We start from the raw sequence: 25,591 nt of genomic DNA, 5'->3' as shown, positions 1-25,591 counted from the left end.
CGGCCCGAAGCGCGGCCTGCGTGGGTCGGCCGCGCCGGCCCGCGAGCTTTGCCGCACTCCGAGCGTGCGGAGCGCGAGCCGCCTTTTCGACGCTTGGACCCGCCGTGTGGCAGGCGCTACCGGGGCCCACTATGCTCGAGCCCGAGATGACGCCATCGGTTCGTCAGCCGGCGGTCGCTGGTCGTTTCTATCCGAACGATCCCGAACGGCTCGAAGACATCGTGCAGAAGAGCCTCGCTGCTCCCGAGGTCGAGCCGGTCGAGGCGCGCATGCTGATGGCCCCGCACGCGGGTTACGTGTACAGCGGCGCGATTGCCGGGGCGACCTACGCGCGCGTGCTCGTGCCGGCGACCGCCGTCGTGCTGTGTCCGAATCACACTGGCCAAGGAGATCGGCGCTCTCTGTGGTCAGGTGGGGCGTGGTCATTCCCAGGATTTTCCCTAAAGGTCGATGCCGAGCTCGCGGCGTCGATCGCCGACCACGCGGCGCTCCACCCCGACACCCTCGCGCACCTCCGGGAGCACGCGGTCGAGGTGCAGTTGCCGTTCTTGCGAGCGCGTCGGCGCGACGTGATGGTGGTACCGGTTTGTCTCGGTCGGCTGAGCGCACCGGAGTGCCGAGACGTCGGCGTCGGCATTGCGCGCGCGCTGCGCGAGCGAGAGCGGGCGAGTGGAGAGTCGGTGCTGCTCGTGGCGAGCAGTGACATGTCGCACTACCTGCCAGCGGACACAGCACGGCGCCTCGACATGCTGGCCCTCGAGCGCGTGCTTCAGCTCGACCCCGACGGGCTGCACGCGCTGGTCGAGCGCGAGGACCTCTCGATGTGTGGTTACGTGCCGACGGCGGTCGGCCTCTGGGCTGCACGGGAGCTCGGCGCGAGCTCCGCCGAACTGGTGTGTTACGGCAACTCCGGTGAGGTTTCCGGGGACCTGAGCGAGGTCGTCGGCTACGCCGGCGTCGTAGTGCGCTAGCTTCGAAGTGAGTTGGGAGACGCTGAGCCGATGTCCGTCCTCGCCCCTGGTCTACTCGTGGCCGCGCCACCCCTGGGCGACCCGAATTTCGACCGCTCGGTGGTCTTGCTGGCTGCCCACGGTCCCGACGGAGCTTTTGGCTGGGTCGTGAACGGTCGAGAGGTGATGACCGTGCCCGAGCTGCTCATGCGCACCGATATCACCGAGCATCCGATCGACGTGCCGGGTCTGGTGCGGGTCGGAGGACCCGTCGCGCGCGAGCAGGTCTGGCTCCTCTACCGGACCGAAGAGCGCTTCGCCGACATGGAAGGGCAGTTCGACGTCGGCCCGGGCATCACTGCGTGTGCCTCCAAGAGCGCACTCGAGGAGGTGGCAAAAGGAAACTCGCCGCGCAGCCTCGTGGGACTCCTCGGCTACGCAGGCTGGGCGCCAGACCAGCTGGAGAACGAGATCCGCGCCGGAGCGTGGCTGCCCACGGACGTGCATCCCGCTGTCGTCTTCGACGTTGCCAGCGACGAGGTGTGGGCGGACGCTTACCGTAGGATTGGAGCCACCCCGATGTCCTTCACGACGCGCACCGTCGGCAAGGCGTGAAGGCTCGAGCGAGCGGCTGGCTTGGCCGAGTCGTCTCTCGAACGTCAGCTGGTCGCTTCGACCAGCGGTACGAACACGCAGCCGATGTTCTCGGTGAGCTCGATCGGACCGTCGCCCACTCGACGACCGATCACCAGGGTCTGCCTCCGGAGATCACCCACCGGGATTGCGATCCGCCCGTTCGGCGCGAGCTGTGCCAGCAGAGCTGGCGGGATTCGGCTCGGCGCGGCCGATACCAGGATGCGATCGAACGGCGCCCGATCGGGCAGCCCCAGGCTGCCGTCGCCAACGTGTACACTCACGTTTTCGATCCCGATGCGTTGCAGGGTTTCGCGGGCGCGGGCGGCGAGGTCAGGGCGGATCTCGATGGCGTCGACATGCTCCGCTAGACACGAGAGCAGCGCGGCGGCGTAGCCGGACCCGGCGCCTACCTCGAGCACACGTGAGTGCGGCTCACACTCGAGCGCCTCGAGCATGATTGCGATCATCGACGGCTGGCTGATGGTCTGGTCGTCGCCGATGGGGAGCGCGCGGTCTTCGTAGGCGCTGGAGCGCAGGGAATCGGGTACGAACTCGTGGCGCGGGATGCGACGGAATGCGTCGAGCACGCGGGGATCGCGCGGGGCTGCTGCCGCCGAAATGGCGCGCAGCATGCCTGACAGTGCGCTGGGTTCCGGCTCCTGACTCACGCCGCTGACACTGCCCCGGCGCCCGACCTCGTGCAAACCGTTGCCGGCGTCGGATGCATCGTGCCAACTTGAGCCGGTCATGCGCAGGATTCCGGCGGCCGCACTGTTCGCGCTCGGGGTCGCGGCGCTCAGTCTGGCGCCGACACCGCGCGCCGACGCTCGCCCGCGAACCGGACCGCCGCGCGCTAACGCGTGTCCGCCCGAGATGCTCCGGGCCGGAAGCTTCTGCATCGACCGCTGGGAGGCGTCGCTCGTCGATGCCAAGACTGAGCGGCCGCTCTCCCCCTACTACCCGGCGCAGCCCAAGGCCCTCGCCCGCGTGCGGGAGGTGTGGCTCATCGAGCGCGAACGCACGGGTGATCCGGGAGCCCGCGCCATGCCGCTGCCCGAGCTTCCGGAGGCCCAGCTCGGTTCCGCCTTCGAAGCGCGGGCGGTGTCTCGGCCGGGCGTCGTGCCGCACGGGTACTTGACCTATCACGTCGCCAAGAGCGCCTGCTCGCTCGCGCACAAGCGCCTGTGCACCGAAGATGAGTGGGTCAGCGCCTGCAAGGGCCGCGCGGCGACGAAGTTTCCGTACGGCGCTCACTACGCGCCCGGTCGCTGTAACATCCACCGCAACGTGCACCCAGCGCAGGTGCTACACGACAACGCATCGATGGGCCTCAACGACCCGCGGCTCAACCTGGTCGTCGAGGCCGGCACGGACCCGCTCCTCCACCTGACCGGTGCGAGTGCGGGGTGCACGAGCGCCTGGGACGACGGTGCGCTCTACGACATGGTGGGCAACCTCGACGAGTGGATCGATGACCCGAGCGGCGTGTTCGTGGGTGGGTTCTACGCCCGCTCCACCAGCAAGGGCTGTGACGCCAAGATCAGCGGCCATGCCCCGGCTTATTACGACTATTCGACGGGCACACGCTGCTGCCGCGATCCGGGCTGAGACCGCTGGACCCGGTCGAAGTTTCGCTCAAGCCGAGGACTGCGAGTCGAGCGCACGGGAAAGGCGGTGGTGGGCGGCGTCGAGCAGCTCCAGGCGACGCTGTCCGGGGACGACACCACCCCAGCGCGACCACGAGAGTACGATCAGCCGCTCTTCGGGCTCGGTCGGGCGCGGAAGGGTTCGCAACACGAGCGCCGAGTCGTTGTCCTCGCTCCAGCTCAGCGCAACGTCGCGTCCCGGCGTGTTGGCCAAGACACGACCGCTCAGGCGCTCACCTCCGCCGAGGTCCAGCGCGTAGTCGCTCCCGGCGCGTCCAATCATTGCACCATCTCCCAGCCAGGTCGAAAGTGCCACTGGGTCGGTGAAGAACACGTGCGCCGTCTCGGGTGTGGTGCGTGCGGGGCGGATCAACCAACGAACGGTGCGCTCCACGTCGCCGTGCGCTTCGCAGAAATGCGCGAGCAGCCCCAGCGACAACCGCCATGACGATGCGACGCCTTCCCGCTCGTCACCCTCCCCGACGCCGCTATGTGTGAGCTCCACGCGACCCGGACGCAGCGAGATCTCCACGCGTGTCGAACCACTGGCCAAGACCACGCGCGCGCGGTCCACCACCTCCATCACGTCGAGCTCCAGCGATACTCCGAGAGCCGGCCACGCCATGGACACGGTTGCGCCGCGCTCCATCGATCCCGTGACACGATCCGCCTGCCAGCCCATGAGTCCGCGGGCCTGACTCACGGCCTGCCAGACGCGGCTCTCGGGCGCGTCGATGTTCTGGGTCAAGTGGATTTCAGGGACCACGCTCGTTCCATGCTGGCTGAAAGGTTTGCACCCGGGCTGTTCCTTTCCAATTAGGGCGCACGGACCACCGGTGTAAAGGCTGAATATTCGTATGTTTCCGCTGGCGGGGGGAGCAGCGCCGCCGTAGAAACCTCTGCCCCCACGGCGTTTGGCGCGCCGACCTCGACCGCGCGCGCCAATGCTTCCGCCGGCTCGTGTCGAGGTCAGGAAGGGTCCACCATGAAACGTTCCCTCGTTGCTTCCGCTGCCCTCGTGTTCGTGTTTTCGGGTTGTGCCAACGCTCCGGAGCCGGAGCCCGGTACGCTCACCAATCAGAGCGCGAACGCCATCAAGGGCGGCGCAGCGGACTTCGACGACGTGAACGTCGTGGGCATGTTCGCCATGAACGGCGGCATGTGTAGCGGCACTCTGATCGCTCCCAATCTGGTGTTGACCGCCCGCCATTGTGTCTCGAAGCTCACGCCCGATCTGAACGGCGCGGTGCAGTGCGGTGTCTCGCAGTTCGGCGCGACCTACGCGGGAACCGGCTTCTTCGTCTCGACGGACCAGGCCCTCTCACAGAAGGGTAACTGGTTCAAGGGTGCCGAGGTCCGCGTGCCGGAGGACGGCACGGGTGCTTGCGGCTATGACGTTGCGTTGCTCATCCTGTCCGAGAAGGTCGACGTGACGCCGCGCGTGCCGCGCATCGACGTCCCGGCGACCGCCGGTGAGCCGTACACCGCCGTGGGTTACGGGCAGCAGGACGACAACGGCGGCTGGAGCGGCGGCACACGCATGGTGCTGGGCGGGCTCAACGTGGTCTGTGGAGCGGGCGAGTGTCCCGGCCAGAGCATCGAGTTCACGGAATTCCTGGGCGACACCGGGATTTGCCAGGGTGACTCCGGCGGGCCCGCCCTCGATGCCGCGGGCAAGGTCATCGGTGTCGTGTCGCGCGGCGGCCAGGGCTGCACGACTCCGATCTACGGCTCGGTCTCGTCGTGGAGCGACTTCATCATCAAGACGGCCCTGGATGCCGCCGCACAAGGTGGCTACGAGCCGCCGTTCTGGGCGCTGACGGGCAAGAGTGACCCCGAACAGCAGCCGCCTGCGGGCACGGGTGGCGCCGGCGGTTCCAGTGGCGGCAACCCACAGGGGCAATCCTGTGGGGCGGGCCAGGCTTGTCCGACCGGTTATCAGTGTTACGCGGAAGGTCCGGTCGAGAGCGCGACCTGCGCGGCCCAGTGCAGCGCCGCCAACCCCTGTGCCGGCGGGTTCGAGTGCAACTCGCTGGGAGTGTGCAGCGCTGCCGCCGCAGCACCCAACGGCAACCCGGAGAGCTCCAGCGATAGTGGCGGGTGCTCCCTGGGCGGCGAGCGCGGCCCGGCGAAACCGGTGCCGTGGGTGTTCGCGCTCCTGGGTGCTTGTGCCTCACTGCTGCGCCGCCGGCGCGCGTGATGAGGCAATCTTGCTGACCTCTGCCAGGCGACCTGCTCGGTGCTACCGGGCAGGTCGGGCGCAAATGTCTCCTCGGTGGAGCTGAGGGGGATCGAACCCCTGACCTCTGCATTGCGAACGCAGCGCTCTCCCAGCTGAGCTACAGCCCCGGGAAGGGGAACGCGAGGGTATCCGCGGCGCCCGACCTGTCAACCAAATCCTTCGCCGCCCGCCGGGGTCACGCGCCGCTGCCGCCGGAACGGCGGAGGGGCCACACCCCCCACCGCCACCGTTGACCCCCGGAGCCTGGTGGTTATCTTGCCGCGCATCCCACGGCCGAAAACTCGGTCTGTCGTGGGTCCGCGAGGGCTCGCCGGAACCGGTCGCCGTTCGACCGCGGCCGGGCTCCGCAAAGCATCAGGAGAACACAGCGTCATGGGCAAGATTATCGGTATCGATCTCGGAACGACGAACAGCGTCGTCGCTGTGATGGAGGGCAAGGAGCCCAAGGTCATCGTCAACGAAGAGGGGGCTCGCCTCACTCCTTCGGTCGTGGCCTTCGACGAGAAGGGGGAGATCCTCGTCGGCACCATCGCCAAGCGTCAGGCCGTGACGAACCCCGAGAACACGGTGTACTCGGCCAAGCGCTTCATCGGTCGACGCTTCGACGAGGTCGCGCAGGAGATGAAGCGGGTTCCGTTCAAGGTCGTGAGCGGCAAGAACGGCGACGTTGGCATCGAGTCACGCGGCAAGGTGATGGCCCCGCCGGAGATTGCGGCCAAGGTCTTGCAGAAGCTGAAGAAGGCGGCCGAGGACTACCTCGGCGAGAAGGTGACGGAGGCGGTCATCACCGTTCCGGCGTACTTCAACGACGCCCAGCGGCAGGCGACCAAGGACGCCGGCAAGATTGCCGGCCTCGAGGTGCGCCGGATCATCAACGAACCCACGGCGGCCGCGCTCGCCTATGGTCTGGACAGCAAACGCAACGAGGTCATCGCCGTCTACGACTTCGGCGGCGGCACCTTCGACATCTCGATCCTCGAGGTGGGCGACAACGTGGTGCAGGTCATCGCGACCAACGGTGACACCCATCTGGGTGGCGACGACATCGACCACCTGATCATGGAGTGGCTGATCGCCGAGTTCCGCAAGGACACCGGGATCGACATTGCGGCCGACAAGATGGTCATCCAGCGCCTCAAGGACGCGGCGGAGCAGGCCAAGATCGAGCTGTCCAACAAGATGGAAACCACGATCAACCTGCCCTTCCTCACCGCCGACGCCAGCGGCCCGAAGCACCTGCAGAAGCAGCTCAATCGTTCGCGGCTGGAGCAGATGATCGCGCCTCTCGTCGAGCGCTCGATGGAGCCGCTCAAGAAGGCGCTCGACGACGCCAAGAAGAAGCCGAGCGACATCAACGAGATCGTGCTCGTCGGCGGGTCGACCCGCATTCCACTGGTCCAAGAGACGGTGAAGAAGTTCTTCGGCAAAGATCCCCACAAGGGTGTGAACCCCGACGAGGTCGTGGCAATCGGTGCCGCGGTTCAGGGTGGGGTTCTCGGTGGCGAGGTGCAGGACGTCGTATTGCTCGACGTCACCCCGCTCAGCCTCGGCGTCGAGACGCTGGGCGGTGTGATGACGGTGATGATTCCGCGCAACACGACCATCCCGACTCAGAAGAAGGAGGTCTACTCCACCGCCAGTGACGGTCAGACCAGCGTCGAGATCCACGTGCTCCAGGGTGAGCGCGCCGAGTCGCGTTACAACCGTACTCTCGGCAAGTTCCACCTCGAAGGTCTCCCGCCCGCCCCGCGTGGCATTCCCAAGGTCGAGGTCACCTTCGACATCGACGCGAACGGGATTCTCGCGGTTACTGCCAAGGACATGGCCACCGGCAAAGATCAGCGCATCACCATCACCGCGAACAGCGGGATCAGCGACGATGAGATCGGTCGCATGGTGAAGGAGGCCGGCGAACACGAGGCCGAGGACAAACGCCGGCGCGAAGAGATCGAGCGGCGTAACAAGCTCGATAACCTGTGTTACACGCTGGAGAAGCAGATCAGCGAGAACAAGGACAAACTCCAGGGAACCGACGTCTCCAGTCTCGAGGGGCTGATCAAGGAAGGCCGCGGGGCGATCGAGAAACAGGACGACGAGAAGGTGCAGGACGTGCTCGGGCGCCTCGAGAAGGAGGCCTACGCCATGGCCAGCAAGCTCTACGAGTCGGCGGGCGCCGGCGCTGGTGGGGCGGGTGCTCCGGCGGGTGATGGCGCGGCCGGTGGCCCTGCTCCCGGTGGAGACGGCAAGAAGAAGGGCGACGTGATCGACGCGGAGTTCGAGGAAACGAACTGACGGTTGTCGGGTCCGGACGGCGACGAGGCTCGGGCAAGCTCGGGCCTCGTGCTATCTAGGGGCGGGTCTCTCGCCACCCCTGACGCCGCCCCTTGTCTCGCACTAGAAACGTCGAAGTCCTGATCGTGGGTGCCGGCCCGGCGGGGTCGGCCACCGCGCTCTTTCTGGCCCACGTGGCGCCGGAGCTCACCGATCGCGTCCTGGTGCTGGAGAAAGAGCACTTCCCGAGAGAGAAATTCTGCGCGGGTGGTGTGGGGGCCCGGGCCGACAAGCTGCTCGGCTCGATCGGCGTCCGTGTGGACGTGCCGAGTGTGTGGCTGGACGGGATCGCGTTTCGCGCGATGGGTCACACGACCACGGTGCGCGAGCCGGGGATCGGCCGAGTCGTGCGGCGCATCGAGTTCGACCACGAGCTCGTCAGGGTGGCGCGGAGCCGCGGAGTGCAGGTCGAAGAGGGCGTGCGTGTGCTCTCGCTGTCGCGGGTCCAGTCGGGATACGAGCTCGAGACGTCGGCGGGACCCATCAAGGCCCGAGTGGTCATTGGCGCCGACGGTGTCCAGAGTGTGGTGCGCCGAGCGATGGGGCTCTCTGCCGCGCGATACCGGGCACAAGCCATCGAGGTGGACACCGAGCCGGTGGAGTCGGATCTGCCCCGCGACGTGATCTTGTTCGACGCAAGTCGCCGGGAACTGCCCGGCTATTACTGGGACTTCCCGACGCTGGTCGACGGCAGGGAGATGATCGTGCGCGGTGTGTATCTCCTGCGCCGAACCGACGAGCCGGCCGAGGTGGAGATCAACGCGGTCCTCGCCGACGAGCTCGCGCTCCGCGGTATCGATCTCACGAAGCTCAAGAAGAAGCGCTACGCCGAGCTGGCCTTCGACCCGCACCTGCCTGCATCGCGCCCGCACGTGCTCTTGGTCGGGGAGGCTGCCGGTATCGACCCGGTCACGGGAGAGGGGATCGCTCAGGCCATCTTCTACGGTGCGACGGCAGCCCGGTATCTGGCTTCGCGGATCCGCGGACGCGACTTCGCCTTCGAGGACTGGCCGTCGACCATTCGCCGCAACGCCATCGGACGCGACCTCATCACGCGCACGCTGGGAGTCCCGCTGTTTTATGGACCTCCGCGCGCCAACGTCGAGGCGTTCCTGCTCGACTCCCCCGACTTCATTCGCATCGGCGCCCAGCACTTTGGAGGCAAGACGTGGTCGAAGGCGGCGCTGCTTCGTGCCGGCGGTCGTGCGGTCGTACACACCGCGCGCTACCTGATCGGGCGCACCCCGGCGCCACCGGCGGCGTCGGCGGGCGAGGAGTCCGACTGAAATTTCCCCGGGGCAGCGGCTGACTTTGCGGCTGGCTCGGAGGCTTCGGCGCGCGGGGCCCAGCGCCGGCGCAGTGACCCAATACGGCAGTTCCCGCGCCCGGAGGAGCGTGTATTAATCCCCCCGCCATGACAGGACCCCATCGCTCTCTGCTTCTGGTCGGCTGCCTCACTCTCACCGCGTGTGGAGGCCCGCAAGCTCCCGCGAAACCGCCCGCGCCGCCGGCGCCGACGACGGACTCGCCGGGTATTGCATCGAGTCCGTCACCGGATCTCACACCGGTGCCGGCGCCCGCGGATCTGATAGCCGTCGGTCGACTGGCGAACCCAGCCACCGTGATCGACACGGTCGCTGCCTGGGCGAAGTACCCCATCGACGTTCGGGCGCTCGTCAGTAAGAACAAGCCGGAAGCAGCGGCGCTCCTGGTTTACGACGCGCCGGTCGAGTTTGCCGTGGCGCTCGACAACAAGGGCCTCGGCAATTTCCCGCAGCCGTTCGCGGTGGTCTCCATCGGGGTGTCGTCGGTGGAGGGCACGGTCGAGTTCGCAAAGCGCCAGGGGCAATCGGTCCGCATGCAGCGTCCAGGCGTCTACCAGATCGCCAAAGGCAAGAGCCCTGTGTGTGCCGTGGCAGCGTCCATCGGCAAGGCACCCGCGCGACTCGTGTGCGGCGACCGGCAGGAGGACATCGACGCGCTCCTCGGCTACGCGACGCGAGGGCTTCCGACCGAGAACATGGGCAAGGCCGATCTGCACATCGAGCTTCGCGCCGACCCGCTCCGCCGACGCTACTCGAAAGATCTGCGGCAGTTGAAGACGATGGCGGCCCCGTTCGTGCTGAGCGAGATGTCGCTGGACAGTCCGCGCTTCGACCGCGCGCTGGCGGACGCGGTGCATGGCGTCGCCGACGAGGTCCTCTCGTTGGCCGAAGACATCGACCAAATCCGCATCGAAGCAGCGCTCGACAAGAGCGGGAACGTGCTCGAAACCACCACCGCCTTCAAATTCCGCGGCCAGAGCTCGTGGACCGTCCAGACCATGGTGGACGCAGCAAAACGCAGCAAGGGCGTGCCGGAGATGTTCTGGAAGCTGCCGAAGGACAGCGAGCTCGCCACGTTCGGAGTCGGGGCGAATGCGAAGCGCTACGACGCGATCCGCAAGACCCTGGCCGAGCTGATGGACGGGGCACTCGAAAAAGAGAAGGTGCCACGAAAGGTCCGAGACCAGCTCAGCGACGTCTTGCTCGACACGTGGACTGCGGAAGGCGACTTCGTCTACGCCCACAGCGAATTGATGGGCTCGGGGGCTCCGGGCAAGCCGGGGAGCGCGCTCGCGATCCGCGACAGCATTCGCTCGCGGCTCGGTTGGTACGTGATCGGCATCGACGACAAACCGGCCAAGTACAAGGGCTACCTCGACAAGGTCGTCAAGCTGTACAACGACGCGCAACTTCGTCAGCTCCTCGACAAACGGATGAAGGTCAAGGGCACGGACCTGCCGAAGCTGTCGGCGCGCCCGGCGCGGGGGTTGGCGGGCGGGGCCACCACCTACGAGCTGGTGCTGACCAGCGCGTTTTTCGGCAAGCTCGATGGTGCGGAGAAGGGCGCGCGTGTGCCGCCGCTGTCAATCGTGATCACGGTCCTGCCGGATGGCGATCGCACGTGGATCGGCCTATCGGCAGACGAGAAGCTGCTCAACACGAAGCTCACGGAGGTCAAGAAGGGGGATGCAACGCTCGCGTCGCGCGAGGGCATTGGGCAGCTGAAGACTGCGCGGGGGGTCTCCGGCGGCTTCTTCACTGCGGGCAACCTGGTGAAGAGCGCGGCCGACAGCATCGCGGACGCGAGCGACATCAAGAAGGCGTTGAACGCGATGCCCCATCACGGTGAGACCCCGGTGCTCATGTGGACCACCGTATCGGCCGGGGCCGGCCCCAACGTGCTCTGGACACTGCGGGTGCCGAGGGCGGTCGTCGAGGACATTGCAGCGATCGCCCCGCTCCTGGCAGCGATGAAGAAGGAGCCGGTGCCCGTGATGGCGCCCGAGGGCATTGCCCCGCCGGTGGCTCCCGGACCGGTCAAGCCCAAGGCCCTATCGAAGCCAAAAAAGCGTTGAGTATCCGTGGTTTGCCGACCAAGGCAGGGTCCGGGTAGCTGACAGAACTTGGCCGGCAGGGCGCTGGCATGTGAGCACAGGTCGTACAATGTACGCCCTTCGCCGACATGTGTGTGCGGCTGCCTTGTTCCTGGTGGCGGCTCTCTCGCCTGCGTGGGCGCGGGCCTGGATCGAGACGGCCACCCAGTCGCACTCGGTGACCCTGGACATCGAGCGCGACGGCAGCGCCACGGTGACGCACGAAATCGTGATTCGCGTGAAGGGCGGACCGCTGACTTCGATCGACCTCGATGGCGTCGACGCCGATGCGGTGCCGCTGCCGGATGCCACCGTGACGGTCGCCGACGCGGGGCCCACAGGCACCCAGCCGATCCCGCTCTTGCTCGAGAAGCGCGAAGACGGGACGCTGCGGGCGGAGGTCGACCACTCCAAGGGAGTGAGTCGAGGCAAGTACGTATTCAGGCTCAGCTACCGGACTCGGTTGGCGGAGCGAAAGCTGATTCGTCAGCAGGGCTCTCAGGTCGAGCTGCGCTGGGTGGCACCGCGGGCGGCTGACGGTGTCGATTCGGCAAAGGTGGTGTTCCGCCTGCCGCCCGGCGCCACAGCTCCACGTCTGCCAGAGGCCGACGAAGAATCTGGCGGGATCTTCTTGTCGAACCTACGGCGTACGGAGGACAAGGACGAGCTCGAGATCGTGCGGCCGCACGTCGCCAAGGGTGAGCCGGTCGTGTGGCGCGTGCTCGCGAGCCCCAAGTCATTCGACATGTTCGGTCACGACGAGGCGACGCCGTTGCCACTCTCGTCGCCCGCCGAGCTTCGAGCAGTGCCTGAGCGGCGCGCTCTCGGCATCGGGCTGCTCGCGCTCCTGGCGCTCTGTTACTCGGTATTGGTGTACGCGAAATGGCGCATGGTGCGGCGCGGCTGTCAGGCCAAGAACGCCGAGCCGCGCGCGCTCGTGCCTGTGCCCGCGGCGCCCCGCGCAGTCGCCGCTGGCGGCTCCTTGGCGGCGGCGGTTGCGATTGCGATTGGTACCGACCAACCGACGCTCGCGGGTTTTAGTCTGCTGGTCAGCATCGCACTCTCCGCGCACGTTTCACCGCGCGCGCTGCCGCTGCCGCGTCGGCCGGGACGCTGGCTGGCGCTCAGCGATGAAGACGCGTTCGAGGTCCAGGAGCCGAGTTTGCCTGGACGCTGGCTCGACGCCGGAACGGTGCCGGGTTTTGTGGGTTTTCTGCTGCTGTTTCTGGCTTTTGCGGCCGGCGCCGTATTCACGTTCTTGCGCTCGCCCTACCACGGGATCTCGCTGGCCCTCGGCTCTGCGATCCTCTTGCCCATCTTCTGCACCGGCCGAGCGGGGGAGCTGCCGCCTGACGCCGCCCGACGCCCCGCGCGCTTGCTTGCGTGGCTGGCGAGGCGCCTGAGGGAAGATGCCCAGCTCAAGGTCGTAGCCTGGGCGCGCATTCCGGAAGGTGAGAGTGAGGCCGACGAGTTGCGTCTGCTGGTCATGCCCCGCCGCGCGCTGTCCGGTCTCGGTGCCATCGAGTTCGGGATCGAGTATCAGTCTGCGCTCGGGGGCAACGTGGCGTTGCCTTGGGTGATGGTGCGAGCCAACGAGTCTTCGGCTGCCCATCGGGCGCTGCCGCGCACGGTAACCTGGACGCGTGGGCGAAAGGCCGAGGAGCGCACGGCCGTGCTGCGGCCGAAGTTGCCGACACGCGCGGTGAGCCTGTCGCTGCTCCGGTCCGTCGCCTCGTCTCTGACCGACCGCGGCGAATCTGCCAGCAAGCCCGCTCAGCCCGCCATCAGGCTCGCCATGTCTTCCGGCAAGGGTTCTTCCAGGGTGAAACCCGCGATGGTGTCGTCGCCCGCCCAAGCGATGTAACTCGCGTGCAGTGCGTGGCGCTCGCCGAGCACCGCAGCCGGGGGGCCGCCGTAGGTTGCGTCGCCGGCGATGGGCCGCCCAATCGAGGCCAGGTGTGCGCGGATCTGATGGCGAAGCGCGCGCGAAACGGTGACCTCGAGCAGCGCGCATGGACCCTCCGTTCGCACCACTTTCCACTGGGTCAACGCGGGTCGAGCCCGGTTCTTGCCGGTCTTGTGTGCCAGTGCGTCGGCGACGAGGACCCGCTTCGGGTTCTTGCGGTCCGGCGCGATCGGGGCGTCGATGATGCCTTGCTCCTGCAGGCCTTCGGAGCTGACGATGGCCAGGTAGCGCTTCGTCATCTTGCCCGACCGAAGGGCGTTGTGGAGGCGGTCGAAGGCGTCCGCGCTGCGCGCGACGACGACCAGGCCCGAGGTCTGGGTGTCGAGGCGATGCAGAAGTCCGGGCTCGCGGGGTGAGTGACCAATGTCCGCCGTCTCCGGGTAGTGTCCCAGCACGGCTCCCGCGAGGGTTCCGCTCTCGCCTCGAAGCGGCGCGCTGGGCTGCCCAGCCGGCTTCGCCACGATCACGAGCTCCGGTCGCTCGAGCCGTACGGCAAGGCGCGCGTCGGGCTCGGGGCTTGGTCGATCGTCAGAGTCGAAGGTGATGGTGATCTCGTCGCCTTCGCGCGCCGGCTCGCCCTTCGGCGTGCGCCGCCCGCCCACGACCACCTGGCCTGCGGCAAATAACTCCGCCACCCGGCGACGGCCGAGCTCGGAACGCGCCACTACGAGCTTGTCGAGGCGTTGGCCCGCTTCGCTCGCGGACACAGTGAACGTGAGCGTTCTCACCAGATGCCCTGAACGCCGCCACCGTAGACCGGTTCACGACGGCCGTCACGGGCGACGCTCTCGGCGACCACGCCGAAATAGGGGAGCATCGAGGTTGGCTCGGCAGCCTCTGCCGCGCGTTCGGAGGGTTCGGTCATCAAATACGCGACCACGCCGCCTGCGACGAAGCCGGCGCCGACGCTGCCCAGCCACGCGCGGTCCTTGGCGGGGGTTTTTTCTTCGCCAAAAACCAGTGGGCTCGCGGCGGCCGCCCCCGTCAGCCCGCCGAGCACGACGCCGAGGTCGATGAGCAGCACACGGCTCGACGCAACCTGAAGCTGCGTGGCCAGCGCCCCGGCGACCAGCACTCCAGCGCCTGCCCCGTAGCCCATGCCGCGCGTCGGGGTTTTGTCGGTGCGTCCTTCGAAGGCCAGCTGAGCCATGCCGCCAAAGGTCAGCCCCAGTGCGCCACCCGAGTGCGCGAGCGTTGCTCCGCCCTCACCCATGCCCTTGAAGGTGAGGGCAACGGTCGCGAGGGTCATGCCCGAGGCGGCTCCCACCAGGCCGTAGACAAAGCGGTCGTCGTCCGGCGAGACGCCGTAGCCGTCCGCCAGCAAGTAACCCGAGGCCAGTGGCCACCATGCTCCGGCCGATAGAAACCACGCGTCCCCAAGGCCGACGTCCCACTCGTCCGCGACGATCATCGAGCCGCCGAGGCCAATGCCCGTGCCGAGGGCGATCAATGGGTAGGTGAGGCGTTCGTCACTGGACCCACTCGCACGCTGCAGCGATAACCCCACGTAGCCGCCGAACGCCGCGGAGTTCAATGCCAGTACGGCGCGTCCGGCGGAGCGCGCTGGCATGATCAACTTGGACGGGGGCGGCGCCTCGGGTCCTCCCTCGCGAGCGTGAGGATCCTCCGGTGTGCCTCGTCCGGCTTGCACCACGTCGCGGGTCATGACCAACGCCCGCACGGCGACCTCTCGGGGAGGGAGCTCGGCGGTGCGAACCAAGAGCACCTTCGAGCCCGGGGCGACCGCGATGATGTGAAGGCGCAAGCGGTCGCCGTCGAGGGACAGTCGGGGTGAGATGACCCACGAAGTTGCGGCCCGAGTGACGAGTGCGTCCTCCGACATGACGCTCGCCGACTGCGTGCTGCGGCTGGAAACGTCCAGGCGCAGCCCCAGGTCCTGCACGGCCTCGGTCACGATGGCGTCGAGCTGACGGGCCCAACGGGCCAGCGCCGAGGCGTCTTCCGCGTCGGGGCGTCGGAGCTCCGGCAGCTCGTTCGGTGACTGAGCGACGGGGATCACCGTCGGCAGGAGCACGACGTCTTCCTGATCGGCAAGCGCGGGGGCCGACCAGCTGGCCAGGACCAAACCAAGCGCTGCGGTCCGAAGGGCCAGTCGGTCGAGGGCCATGCCGGCCCCTCAGAACATTACGGTCGCGTTCAGCCAGGCGTCGAAGGCGTGGGAATCGTCGACCTTGAAACGGCGTCCCGGCGTGTTGATCACCGGTCGGTAGTTGGGGTTCGGAATACCCGTGGCCGAGTAACCCGAAGCCGTCGTGTTCTTGCACGGCCCCGACTTGGTCACGTCGTCCGAGAAATCCGGGTTACAAGCCTGATCGAAGGTGATGAGGTGGCTCTGAACGAGTGTGTAGCCGCCGCCGAGGGTGAACTTCACGTACTCCCCGGCCTGCCACGTCACCTCGGTACTGAACATGTACGTGCCGTGCTGCTGCACGTCGGTGAGGCCGGTCGTGTAGACCTTCTGTGAGTTCGGGTCGACCACGGAGCGAGGGTTGTTGGGGCCATCGGGTTGCGTGGCGTCGAAGGCCGGGTTCTCGCGGTAGGATGCGTAAGCAGGCGCGCGCACGCTGGGCGCGTCGCTCGAGCCGATGGCGTCGAAGAGCTCGGAGTAGTCGCGGCCCTCGGAGCGGTAGGTGCCGGTGAACCGGAAATCGATCGTTACCCGCTGATACTGGTCACGGATCTCCCAGGGGATCACGTTCAACCCCATGATGAGCGAGCCGGCCAGCGGCGGGTGGTTGACCAGGGAGCCCTTGAGGTCCGTGGAGCCGTAGTCGCTGCTGTCGTTCTGGAACTCGAACAGGGCGCGAAATCCGCCGTAAGGCTCGATGTACTTGATGCGCTTCGACAGGAAGGTGTGGAGCTCGAGACCGGTGGTCCCGCGGCTAACGCCTGGCTCTCGCTCACCTAGGTTTTCCCCTTCGAGCGGGTCACCCGTGGCGGGGTCGATCACGTCCTTCAGGCCGTTGCGGTTGATGTCCGACGGGTGTGCACACTTCTTCTGCGGCCCCGGCTGGTTCAGACCAGCGGTCGAGTTGCTGCAGGCGTGCATGGGTTCGGAGACGCTGAAGCGTCCCTCGAAGCCGATGACCCAGGTTGGTTTGGTCAGATCACGGAACTGATTCATCAGCCCGAAGTCCATGCCGACCGCCAGGTACTCGATACCACTGCGGGTCGGTGACTCGAATGGGAGAGAGAAGAGTTGCTCACCCGGTGCGCCGGCCAACACGACCGGTTGGACCTTGTCGCTGCCCTCGAGGCCTTCGAGCTTGCGTTTGTTGGACAGGATGATGGGGAGCCGGAAGACGAGCTGGATGTCCTTGTAGACACCAATTGCCGCGCGCGTGTTCAGGCGGCTCGTCGTCTCGCTGTAGCCGGCGACGTTCATGTCGTCGGAGGTGAACCCGCCAGTCGTCAGCCCCGGTTGGCTCACCGCGCTCTCGCGCCGGATCTTGGCGCTCTTCCAGGTTTGCTGAAAGCCGAGCGACAGGTGCAGATCGAAAGGATCGTCTTCGTCGAAGGCGTCCACGACCTGCGTTACCTCGGCCGGCTCGCGCAGCACCGAGGGTTCCGTGACTTTGCGCGGCTCGTCCGCCCGTGCTGGATTGGTCGCGCTGACCAGAAAGACAGCGATGGCGACCCCAGTTCCCAGCCGCATCGCGTCGAGATTGACCCTACGAAGACTCATCGACGTCGCCCGTAGCGGACGCTAGCGGTGTGGGGCCGAAACTGTCAACGACGCATCATTGTGCAGAGCTTTTTGGCGCGGGCGAGCCCGGGGTTCCGAGGGACCGCCAGCGGGCGTTTGCGGCTTCCACGCGGCTTTCCAGGCCCTTGCGCTTGTCGGCGTCGGTCTCGGCCGCCGCTCCGGCCAGAGCCACGCCGCAGGCCCAGCGCGCCCTCTGTCGAGCCTCGAGGTGCTTTGCAGCCCGTTCGCCGAGGGAACCGCCGTCCGCCGCGGCCGGGTCGAGGACGGCGCGGGCCAGGCCGGCGGCCTCGGCCGCGGCTCGCTCGCACTCCACTACCAGAGCTTCGGTGGGGCCGGAGCCGGAGAGTGAGGACTTGTCCTTGGGTGAGGTGACCTTCTCCGGTCCCGCTCGGGTCGCCCCCTTCGCTGCGCGCACCCAGCCCTCGCCCTTGGTGGTGACGATCTCCGCCTTGGATTTGGACGCTCGGATTGTGATCTGGGCATCGCCGTAGCTCACCGTCCCGAGTGGAGTGAACACCGTCACCACGGCGCCGGGCCGGGCGCCGGCCCCGGCGCTCGTCGACAGCGTGCCCATGCCGAGCACGGTGTCTTCGTCTCCGTCGATGCACGGCAGGGCGTACGCAGGACCTTTGAGCGTGAGCTCCCGAGTGGTCACCGTGTGGCGGAGGCTGATCGATGCGTCCTTGGCCAGGGTGAGCCAGGTGTCGCCGTAGACGATGGCGCCGTTGCTGAGCGGTTTGTCCCCGGACTTCACGTCGCCTGTCAGCGCGAGGGCGCGGCAGGCCGGACGACTTGCGGGGGTCGTGGGGACCCTGGGATAGCGCGCACTCGACGAGGGCGCCGGCGTGGGCACCGAGGCTGTGGCAGTCGCCGAACCAGTGCTCGCCGAGTCCGAGCCAGGTGCCGGCGTCGGAGGTTTGTCGCAGCTCAGAACGAGCAGCGCAGCACTCGTGATGCCGACGCAGCCCAGCCGGACAGTGGCGTGGCGGGGCGCGCAGCTCACGACGAGCCGCCCGGGCTGCGAATCGAGCGCGGGGGCGGTGGAATGACGAGCGTCTTCCGGTTTTCGTCCTCGTCGTCGTCGAAGATCTCCGAGGTGATGTCCTCGGCGAGCTCCTCTCGGGCGTGGTCCAGCTCGCGGCTCGTGTCCGCCAGACGATCGGCGAGCACTCCCAGGAACTGCCACAGGAGCTTGACCGCCAACTGGTGTTCTTTCCGCAGGATATCGAAGAAATCGACCCGGCGGATCAACATCATCTCGCTGTCCCCATCACTCACGACGGTTGCCGATCGAGGCTGGGCGCGGATCAGCGCCATCTCGCCCACGTGTTCGCCCTGTTTGAGCGTGGCGAGCTGTGTTCCTCCGCGCAGCACCTTGACCTGGCCGTTGAGCACGATGAAGAGCTCTTCCCCGCGGTCCCCCTCCTTGATCACCCGCTCGCCGTTCTTGAACGCCACCACGTCGGTGACCTCTTGGACCCGCAGCAGCTCGCGCTCGCTCAGCATGCGGAACAGCGGCATTCGCGCCAGGATGTCCCGCTTGAGCTGCAATCGCTGGGCGCGGACGTCGTCCCTCACGCCGACGTCACCGATGGTGACGATGATCGCCGTGATGTTGTCGCCGCCGCCGCGCTCGTTGGCGGCATCGATCAGCGACTTGACCGAGGCTTCGGCGTCGCGATTGCTGAGCAGGGTGCCCAGCGCGGCCATCTCGTCGCCCTCGAAGTACATGCTGAGGCCGTCGGTGCAGAGCAGGAACCGATCCCCCGCGACCACGTCGATCACCAGGGTGTCTGGCTCACAGTGCTCGTAGACCCCCACCGCTCGAGTGACCGCGTTCTTCTGCGACAGCAGCTTCTCGGCCTTCTCTTTGGGCAGCTTCTTCTTCTTGATCAGCTCGTTGTAGACGTTGTGGTCTTCGGTGACCTGCTGGATTGAGCCGTTGCGCAGCAGGTAACAGCGACTGTCGCCGACGTAGGTGACGAACGCCTGGTTGCCCGCCGTCAAGATCGAGACGAGCGTGGTGCCCATGCCGCGTTTGGTCGGGTCCTTCAGCGCTTCCGAGTGGACCTTGTTCGAGGCGCGGTTCACCGCGAACTCGAGCATGTTGATCACGTCGCGCTTGCTGACACGCTCGGCCCCGGTCTTGCCCTCCGCGTAGTCGGTGAGCAGCTCGACCTCGCGTTTCACTTCTTCGTGCACGGTCCGGACCGCGACGGCGCTCGCCACCTCGCCGGCGGCGTGCCCGCCCATGCCGTCGCAGACGACGTACAGGGCCAGCTTCTTGTCCACGAGGAAATTGTCCTCGTTGTGGTCGCGCTGACGTCCGACGTCGGTCAACGCGGCGAACTGAGAGACGCCGCTTTCGGTCACGCCGGCGACTGTAGCTCGACTCTCGGGCCCGTGGCACCCTCAGATTGACCGGCCGAGACCGCCCGAACGCCGCCTTTTGCGCGCCATCAGGCCGCGTCTGCGGCTTCGAAAACGCTGCGAGACCCGCCGCGTGCGACGACGATGTGGTCGAGCAGCGGGACACCCACCACGTTGCACGCCTCCGCGACCGCGCGGGTCATGTGCACATCTTCGGGGCTCGGCGTCGGATCACCGCTGGGGTGGTTGTGGACCAACACGATGGCGCTCGCCGCGTCCTTGAGCGCGGGCGTGAGGATGTCCTTTGGCGTGAGCGCGCAGCCGTGAGCCCCGCCCTGGGCAACGCGTCGGCTCGACCGGAGTGCGTTCCGGCCGTCCAGGCACAGTAGCCACACCTCCTCGTGCTCCAGGGCGGAGAGCCGTGGCCTTGCCCAGCTCTCGACCTCCTGGTAGCTGCTCATCGGCTCGCGGCAGAGCTCGCCGAGCGCGATGTGAACGCGGCGGCCCAGCTCGATTGCGGCGCTCAGTCGCAAGGCTCGGGTCTCGTGTACACCGGCGAACGCGGCGATGTCCCTCGGTCCCAAGACCGCGATGCCCGCGAGTCCGCCGGCGCTGTCGAGCAGTCGCGCCGCGGGTGCACGCGACGCGCCGGAGCGCTCGCGGCCGACGAGCAAGGTGAGCAGCTCGACATCCCCGAGCTCGGTGGGACCGGCGGATGTGAAGGCTGGCGCTCGTGATCTTCGCGACGTGTTGGACGGGAACATGACAGGGCCCGAGCACACCGCGTGCCACGACGAGTCACCCTCGACAAACCGTGATTCTGTGGAGCGTCGTCTGGTGCGCGGCGCGCTTCGCCGGTCTCGGCACCGGCGCGCTCGAAGAAACGTCGAGGGTTTTCGGGTGGCGAGCCTCGCCGCCGTGGCCACCGTCGCGGGGATCACTCCATGCGTACGATGCCGTCGCTCGGGACCAGGGCGACGAAGGCGAGGACGGCGGCGTCCACCGCGGCCGAATCCCGCGAATCGAAGGTGATTTTGGTCTTATACGTGGCGTCGAACCACTTCGGATACGAGCCGACCTCGACCTTCGGGTGTTCACTCACCACCTGATCCAGGAGCGGCTTCAAGTTGCCCTCGTCGAGCCGCGTCAACACTGCGCGCGAACAGAAGGCCTCCTGTCCTCGCACCCAGGTCCGAACCACCGTCAACTTGCTGCGGAAGATCTGCGGCACACCCGGCAAGATCCACACGTTCCTCATCACGACGGTCGGCCATCGCTCCTCGGGCGTGGTGGCCAACACCGCGCCCTCGGGCGCGCGCGCCATACGCAGGTGATGCTCGGTGCAGCGCTCGCCGTAGGCATTCCGGAGCATGTCCGCCATCGTCTCGTTCAGGCAGAGCTCGACTTCGAAGGCCTTGGCGACCGCATCCAGCGTCAGGTCGTCGTGGGTGGGTCCGACCCCCCCGCTCGTGAACACGATGTCGTGCGTGCGGCTGCACAGCGCAACCTCCTCTGCAATCGTGTCGATGTCGTCGGGGATCATGACGACGCGCTTCAAGCGGATACCGAGGGCCCTGAGCAGCTTTGCCAGCTCGACGAGGTTCTCCTCCTGGACCTTGCCGCTCAGAAGCTCGTTTCCGATCAGGACGAAGGCGGCGCTCTCGGCCACCTGGGGCGCGAGGGTCTCGTGCTCGTCCTCGCGGCTCATGGCGCTCAGTCCACCGGTAGCTCGCGCACGACGGGGTTCCCGTCTTCGTCCACGGACAGTAGCTCCTCGACCCGGCGCTCGGCCTGATCGAGCTTGGCTTGTGAGGCGCGCGCCAGACCGACGCCCTCCTCGAACAGCGTGAGGGAGCGCTCGAGCGGTAGCTCGCCGGACTCGAGCTGTTCGACGATCTCGCTCAAGCGCGCGAGGGAGGCCTCGAAGTTGGGCTCCTCCTTGTCCGCCGTCGTCGCCCGTCGTTTCTTGCTCTCGGCGCTCTTGGTTTCCACGCAAAACTCCTCGTGTCTCTTCGTTCCCCGCTCGGCCGTCAGCCCGGTGTCATCGACCTGGAGCGTTGCTCTCGTCGCTTCCGGTGGCAAGCCGCAGCACGAGGGGGCCTTCCGGCAGCCCCGCCATCACGACGAGACCGTCCGGGTCGGCCACCACCGGGAGCGCAACGCCGCTCGGCGTCCCCACTCGGGCCTGCGCGGGGTGGCTGGGGCCTGTGCCAGAGTCGACCAGGGCGAGCCACAGCGCAGAGCGCCCGGTCGGGAGTGGCGACAGCGCGACGTTCTTCAATGCCAGGCGCGCCGCGCTGCGCACACGTTCGTCACCGTCGAGGTCGGCCGCCAGGCGCAGAGTTGCTCGACGCGTCGAGTCGGTTCGCCGGCTGAGCGCGACGATCACCGCGTGGCGTACGTCCGCGTTCTGTTCGGCGCGGTACATTTCGGCGAGCAGGCCGATCGACGAGGGTGCCCGACTGTCCGACAGCCCGAGGGCGACGTGCGCGCGGATCAACGGGTCGCCGCTCTTCGACAAGAGCTCGATCTGGGGGCGCAACGTGGCGTCGTCGCGCGCCGACAGGGCCTTGGCGGCCACCGCTGCGGCTGCGCCGCCCCCCTCGAGCAGCTCGACGATGACTCGGGTTGGTACCCGCCGAGCGCTCGACTCGCGTGTGAGGGCGATGGCAAGAGCGGCGCGAGTGAGCGGGTCGGACTCGCCGGCGAGGCGGTCGGCCGCGACGCTGGCGGCGTCCACGGCGAGCGCTGCGCGAGCGGCCGCGCGCACCACGACATGATCAGAGCGGCCGAGCAGGGTCCGCGCGAGCTTCGTGTCTTTGGTGGCAAGCCCCCAAGCGCCAGCCGCGCGGTCCGCGGCAACCTCGGAGACGATCAGGCTGCGGAGGGCGGCGTCGAGGTCGTCCACTCGATCGCCGAGCACGACCTCACGGACCACCGAGGCGCGGGCCGCGTTTCGGCGCGTCTTCGGCTGAAGCAGCGCGCGGGCCAGGTGCTGCCCCGCGTCACTGCTGGCGCAGGTCCCGAGCGCGTAGGCGGCGGCCGTGCCGTGTTCCTCGTTGGCGAGCTCGGCGGACAAAAGCTGGGCGGCGCGCGCCGTTCCGATGCGCCCAATGGCTGCCAGGAGCGCCGGTGCACTGCTTGCATCCGCCGCGCTCAGGCGTTTGGCGAGCCCCGGCAAGAGCGCCTCGGAGCGGCTCTGACTGGCGAGAAGGGTGGCGGCCTCGGCGGTGTCCGGTTCGTCGAGCAAGGCCGAGAGCGCACGCCCGGCGTCCGGAGCGTGGGCCATGAGCAGGGTCTCGGCGGCAGCCAGGCGCAGTCGCCGATCGTTCTTCGTTTGTTTCAGCCAGAGCCTTGCGACTGCGACGGTCTCGTAGTCACCGAGGCGCGTGAGCGCGACGAGCGCTCGACCCTTGAGCTCCGGCGAGCCGTGTTTCACGAAGCCGCGAAGCGCAGAGAATGCTCGCTGATCACCCAGCGCGTCGAGCAGATCGATCAGCGTTCGGGTGGGCGCGCCGCGCGCCGCGAGGATGGGCCGTAGGTTCCGCGGTGGATGAGCGGAGAGGGCGCGGAGAGCGGATGCTGCGACCGGGCCTTCCTGGCGCAGCGCCTTGCCCAAGATCTCGAGGGCGTCCTTGTGCGCGGACCGAGCGAGGGCGAGGGCCGCGGTGTCGCGCACGAGGGTCTCCCCGCCATCGTCGGCGCGACCCGAGACCGAGCTGGCCATGGCTCGCGCCAACGTCTGGCGCGGGGCCTGTTTGTCTGCGTGTTTTGCCAGCGCGCGGACCGTGGCCAAGCGTTCTTCGTAACCCTTCGCTGCGCCTCCCGGCTCCAGGCTTCGCGCCAGGAGCTCCGTGGCAGCGGGCGTGCCGACCTCGCCCAGACGCTCGAGGCCGCGCACGCGTTCGCTGACATCGGTCGAGCGCAGCAGACGCATCGCCGTGGTGATTCCGAGCCGCGAGCTGAAGCTGGTCGCCCGAGTGCTGACCGCAGGTTTGGCTCGATGTTTTGGCGGTACGGGCACCCGCCGCGGAGGCGGCGGCCGCGGCGGCCGGACCGGAACACGCCGGCTCGGAGTCGGACGGGGTTGTGCGTGGGAGAGCCCGGGCGTCGCCAACATCAGCGCTGCCGTGAGCAGCACCCAGCCAGCGCGGAGCCTCACGGGCTCTTCTTCGGAGTGGGAGGCACGGGGGGCGTAGGCGGCTTGGGCTGACCCATCGGTGCCGTTGCTTTCGTTGGACCTGCCGCCGGCGCCGGCATCTTCAGCTGAAGTCTGCCGGCGTTCGGCGGAGTCTTGGCTGCACCGCTCGCCTTCGGGGGCGCTGCGAGCTCGGGCGTGGCGCCCGCTCCTGCGGTGCCGGGCCCGACGATCATGATGCCGTAACCCCGCTGCTGCGCACCCGGCTGGCCCTTCACGGCGCTCCAGCCGATGCTCTCTGCCGCGTCGTCCCGGTGGGTCAGGCTGCGCAGGGTGTTCACGACGGCGAACGACTTGTTCAGCGCCTCTTGCTCTGCCTCTGGTGTGGTGCCGGCCGCCCGCACCCCGACCAGCGCGACCCAGCCGTGATTCTGGTTCAACAGTGTGGCCAGGGCCCGCACGCTCGGCAGCGTCTTCGGATCGATGTCGACCTCACTGGCCTTGCCCGTCAACTTGGGCGCGACTCGGAAGTTCAGCGTGCGCCGGTCGCCCTTCTGAGCGACAGTGAGCAGCGGTTTGGCACGGGCCGCCGCCGGTTTGTCTCCGTCGTCGTCCGGGCAACCGTCCTCGTCGTCGACGCCGTCGAAGTCCTCGGGTTGGTCCGGGCACTTGTCCGCCGCGTCGTCGAAGGTGTCCCCGTCCCGGTCCGGGCTCGGGCAGCCGTTCAGCTTCGGGTCCGAGCGCGGATCACCCTTGAGCAGTGGGCAGGCGTCCTCTTCGTCGAGCACCCCGTCGCGGTCGTTGTCGGGATCGGGACAGCCGTCGGTGTCCTGGAACCCGTCTTTGTCTTCGGGTTGGTCGATGCATTTGTCCGCGGCGTCCTCGACGCCATCCCCATCTGCATCCTTGTTCGGGCAACCTGCGCCCTTCGCGGAGCCGGTCGCAGGCCCCGCCTCGTCGGGGCACGCATCCACTGAATCGGGCACGCCGTCGCCGTCGTTGTCCAGGTCCGGGCAACCGTCGTCGTCCTGGAATCCGTCTTCGTCTTCTTGCTCGGTGGGACATTTGTCCTCTTCGTCCGGCACGCCGTCGTCGTCGTTGTCGAAGTCCGGGCAGCCATCGCGATCCTCGAAGCCGTCCTTGTCTTCGGCGAGCTCCTGGCACTCGTCCAGCTCGTCGCTGATGCCGTCGCCGTCCTGATCGTAGAAGCGCGGCGCCCACGAGATCCCGAGCACTCCTCGGACTTTCGGGCTTCCGACCGCACCGTTCAGAGGCAACTCCGCGCCGCCAATCAGGGACACGTCGCCGAGCCCATACCGGGCCGAGAGGCCCACCAGCGCCGGTGAAGCGTGGGCGCTGCCGAACTCCGGCGTGAGGGCGAGCTGGCCGCGAGCCTCCGCGCTCCAGGTCCAGTGTCCACCCTTGTCGAGGCCAAAGGCCTGTGGATGCACGCCGAGTGCGACGCCCCAGGGCAGATCGTGGCCGAACTCTTCGCCGACGTAGGTGCGCTTCTGTCCTCGGACCTTCGCGCCCGCGGTAGCTTGGAGGGTCACCGCGATCAGCTTGAGCTCGCCGAGCAGCCGCAGGTCTCCGCTCACCGTTCCGTCAGAAACGAAGGAACGACTGTCACCCGTCGGCGCGGTCACCCGCGCGAGCGCTGCCAGCCCGAACCCACCGAGCGCGCTGGTGGGGATCAAGTTCGCCTTCAACCCGAACGCTGCGTCTCCGAGCGCGGTCTGCGGCAGCCGGCCATCACCCAGCTGCGGGTTCACGTCGTCGCCGTTCTGGTAGAGCACGGTCGGCAGGGTAAGGCTGAGCGCCAAGCGATCGAGCACACCCACGGCCGCGACGTAGTCGAGCGACAGCTGGTTATCGAGGGGGATGGCCACCCGCGTCCCCGAGGCATCTTCTAGCGTCACCGAACGGTGCGAGTACGAGAGCCAGGCGCCGACGTTCCAGTCCCCGGCGCTGGGCGTGGAGCTGGGCTCGAGATAGAGCGATCCCTTCGGGTCGGCTGGCGGGTGGAAGTTGCGCAAGTCGAGAGACGGCTGTGGCTCGGCAGCCGCCGCGGTCGAAACGACGAGAGCACCTATAGTGACGGCGAGCCTCTGGCTCAGTCGCATGGGCGACAAGATAGTGTGGCTCTTCACGAAGCTCGAACTAAAAA

The 25,591-nt window shown here is 67.7% G+C and carries 20 protein-coding genes and 1 tRNA gene; 8 read left to right on the top strand and 13 right to left on the bottom strand.

Annotated elements, in window-relative coordinates:
• Positions 1-146: 146 nt before the first annotated feature.
• Positions 147-971 carry an AmmeMemoRadiSam system protein B gene (gene amrB / locus IPI67_02675; GenBank protein MBK7579086.1) on the top strand — a complete coding sequence of 275 codons (825 nt, stop codon included), beginning with the start codon at positions 147-149 and terminating at the stop codon, positions 969-971.
• Between the two features lie 30 nt (positions 972-1,001).
• A complete protein-coding gene (locus IPI67_02670) occupies positions 1,002-1,565 on the top strand; it encodes a YqgE/AlgH family protein (protein ID MBK7579085.1) in 564 nt (187 codons plus the stop codon).
• A 44-nt stretch (positions 1,566-1,609) separates the two neighbouring features.
• Here the strand turns inward: IPI67_02670 and IPI67_02665 are convergent, their stop codons facing one another.
• Positions 1,610-2,218, bottom strand: a complete 609-nt coding sequence (locus tag IPI67_02665) for a protein-L-isoaspartate(D-aspartate) O-methyltransferase (GenBank protein MBK7579084.1) — start codon at positions 2,216-2,218, stop codon at positions 1,610-1,612.
• Between the two features lie 115 nt (positions 2,219-2,333).
• Here IPI67_02665 and IPI67_02660 point away from each other — a divergent pair, with 115 nt between their 5' ends.
• Positions 2,334-3,194, top strand: a complete 861-nt coding sequence (locus IPI67_02660; GenBank protein MBK7579083.1) for an SUMF1/EgtB/PvdO family nonheme iron enzyme — start codon at positions 2,334-2,336, stop codon at positions 3,192-3,194.
• A gap of 27 nt (positions 3,195-3,221) precedes the next feature.
• Here IPI67_02660 and IPI67_02655 read toward each other — a convergent pair whose 3' ends face one another.
• Positions 3,222-3,998, bottom strand: a complete 777-nt coding sequence (locus IPI67_02655; protein ID MBK7579082.1) for a hypothetical protein — start codon at positions 3,996-3,998, stop codon at positions 3,222-3,224.
• A gap of 219 nt (positions 3,999-4,217) precedes the next feature.
• Between IPI67_02655 and IPI67_02650 the strand changes: the two genes are divergently transcribed.
• Positions 4,218-5,432 (top strand): S1 family peptidase, encoded by a 1,215-nt coding sequence (locus IPI67_02650; protein MBK7579081.1) that lies wholly within the window; start codon positions 4,218-4,220, stop codon positions 5,430-5,432.
• Positions 5,433-5,508: 76 nt separating this feature from the next.
• Here IPI67_02650 and IPI67_02645 read toward each other — a convergent pair.
• Positions 5,509-5,581: transfer RNA gene (locus tag IPI67_02645), tRNA-Ala, on the bottom strand.
• A 265-nt stretch (positions 5,582-5,846) separates the two neighbouring features.
• On the opposite strand from IPI67_02645, the gene dnaK reads away from it, so the two are divergent.
• The 4 genes from dnaK to IPI67_02625 all read left to right on the top strand — a co-directional run bounded on the left by dnaK (position 5,847) and on the right by IPI67_02625 (position 13,087).
• Positions 5,847-7,766: a molecular chaperone DnaK gene (gene dnaK, locus IPI67_02640; GenBank protein ID MBK7579080.1), complete on the top strand. Its 1,920-nt coding sequence runs from the start codon at positions 5,847-5,849 to the stop codon at positions 7,764-7,766.
• A gap of 92 nt (positions 7,767-7,858) precedes the next feature.
• Positions 7,859-9,091, top strand: a complete 1,233-nt coding sequence (locus IPI67_02635) for an NAD(P)/FAD-dependent oxidoreductase (GenBank protein ID MBK7579079.1) — start codon at positions 7,859-7,861, stop codon at positions 9,089-9,091.
• Between the two features lie 128 nt (positions 9,092-9,219).
• Positions 9,220-11,205, top strand: a complete 1,986-nt coding sequence (locus IPI67_02630) for a hypothetical protein (protein ID MBK7579078.1) — start codon at positions 9,220-9,222, stop codon at positions 11,203-11,205.
• A gap of 88 nt (positions 11,206-11,293) precedes the next feature.
• Positions 11,294-13,087, top strand: a complete 1,794-nt coding sequence (locus tag IPI67_02625) for a hypothetical protein (GenBank protein MBK7579077.1) — start codon at positions 11,294-11,296, stop codon at positions 13,085-13,087.
• On the opposite strand, the gene IPI67_02620 is transcribed toward IPI67_02625, so the two are convergent.
• From IPI67_02620 to IPI67_02575, 10 genes are all read right to left on the bottom strand, one after another.
• Complete coding sequence (locus IPI67_02620; GenBank protein ID MBK7579076.1) at positions 12,997-13,917, bottom strand: RluA family pseudouridine synthase; 921 nt, start codon at positions 13,915-13,917, stop codon at positions 12,997-12,999. The two genes, IPI67_02625 and IPI67_02620, sit on opposite strands and share 91 nt — an antisense overlap.
• Positions 13,914-15,317, bottom strand: coding sequence for a hypothetical protein (locus IPI67_02615; protein ID MBK7579075.1), 1,404 nt, complete (start codon positions 15,315-15,317; stop codon positions 13,914-13,916). The genes IPI67_02620 and IPI67_02615 overlap by 4 nt, the downstream gene beginning before the upstream one ends.
• A gap of 9 nt (positions 15,318-15,326) precedes the next feature.
• Positions 15,327-16,895 carry a hypothetical protein gene (locus tag IPI67_02610; GenBank protein ID MBK7579074.1) on the bottom strand — a complete coding sequence of 523 codons (1,569 nt, stop codon included), beginning with the start codon at positions 16,893-16,895 and terminating at the stop codon, positions 15,327-15,329.
• Between the two features lie 55 nt (positions 16,896-16,950).
• Entirely contained in the window at positions 16,951-17,919 is a 969-nt protein-coding gene (locus IPI67_02605; GenBank protein ID MBK7579073.1) for a hypothetical protein, read from the bottom strand.
• The gene (locus IPI67_02600; GenBank protein MBK7579072.1) at positions 17,916-19,289 is read right to left on the bottom strand and encodes a cyclic nucleotide-binding domain-containing protein; all 1,374 of its coding nucleotides are present in this window, start codon (positions 19,287-19,289) and stop codon (positions 17,916-17,918) included. Before IPI67_02600 ends, IPI67_02605 begins: the two co-directional genes overlap by 4 nt.
• Positions 19,290-19,375: 86 nt before the next feature.
• The gene (locus tag IPI67_02595) at positions 19,376-20,050 is read right to left on the bottom strand and encodes a DNA repair protein (protein ID MBK7579071.1); all 675 of its coding nucleotides are present in this window, start codon (positions 20,048-20,050) and stop codon (positions 19,376-19,378) included.
• A gap of 173 nt (positions 20,051-20,223) precedes the next feature.
• Positions 20,224-20,994, bottom strand: coding sequence for a competence/damage-inducible protein A (locus IPI67_02590; protein ID MBK7579070.1), 771 nt, complete (start codon positions 20,992-20,994; stop codon positions 20,224-20,226).
• A gap of 5 nt (positions 20,995-20,999) precedes the next feature.
• Entirely contained in the window at positions 21,000-21,278 is a 279-nt protein-coding gene (xseB, locus tag IPI67_02585) for an exodeoxyribonuclease VII small subunit (protein MBK7579069.1), read from the bottom strand.
• Between the two features lie 49 nt (positions 21,279-21,327).
• On the bottom strand, positions 21,328-23,448 hold the full coding sequence (locus tag IPI67_02580) for a HEAT repeat domain-containing protein (protein MBK7579068.1): 2,121 nt from the start codon (positions 23,446-23,448) through the stop codon (positions 21,328-21,330).
• Complete coding sequence (locus tag IPI67_02575) at positions 23,445-25,547, bottom strand: thrombospondin type 3 repeat-containing protein (GenBank protein MBK7579067.1); 2,103 nt, start codon at positions 25,545-25,547, stop codon at positions 23,445-23,447. The genes IPI67_02580 and IPI67_02575 overlap by 4 nt, the downstream gene beginning before the upstream one ends.
• Positions 25,548-25,591: the final 44 nt, after the last annotated feature.

This window comes from Myxococcales bacterium (genome assembly GCA_016706225.1).
Lineage (GTDB): Bacteria > Myxococcota_A > Polyangia > Polyangiales > Polyangiaceae > JADJKB01.
The sequence above is the reverse complement of the archived record's forward strand: the minus strand, read 5'-3'. Positions and strand labels throughout refer to the sequence as shown.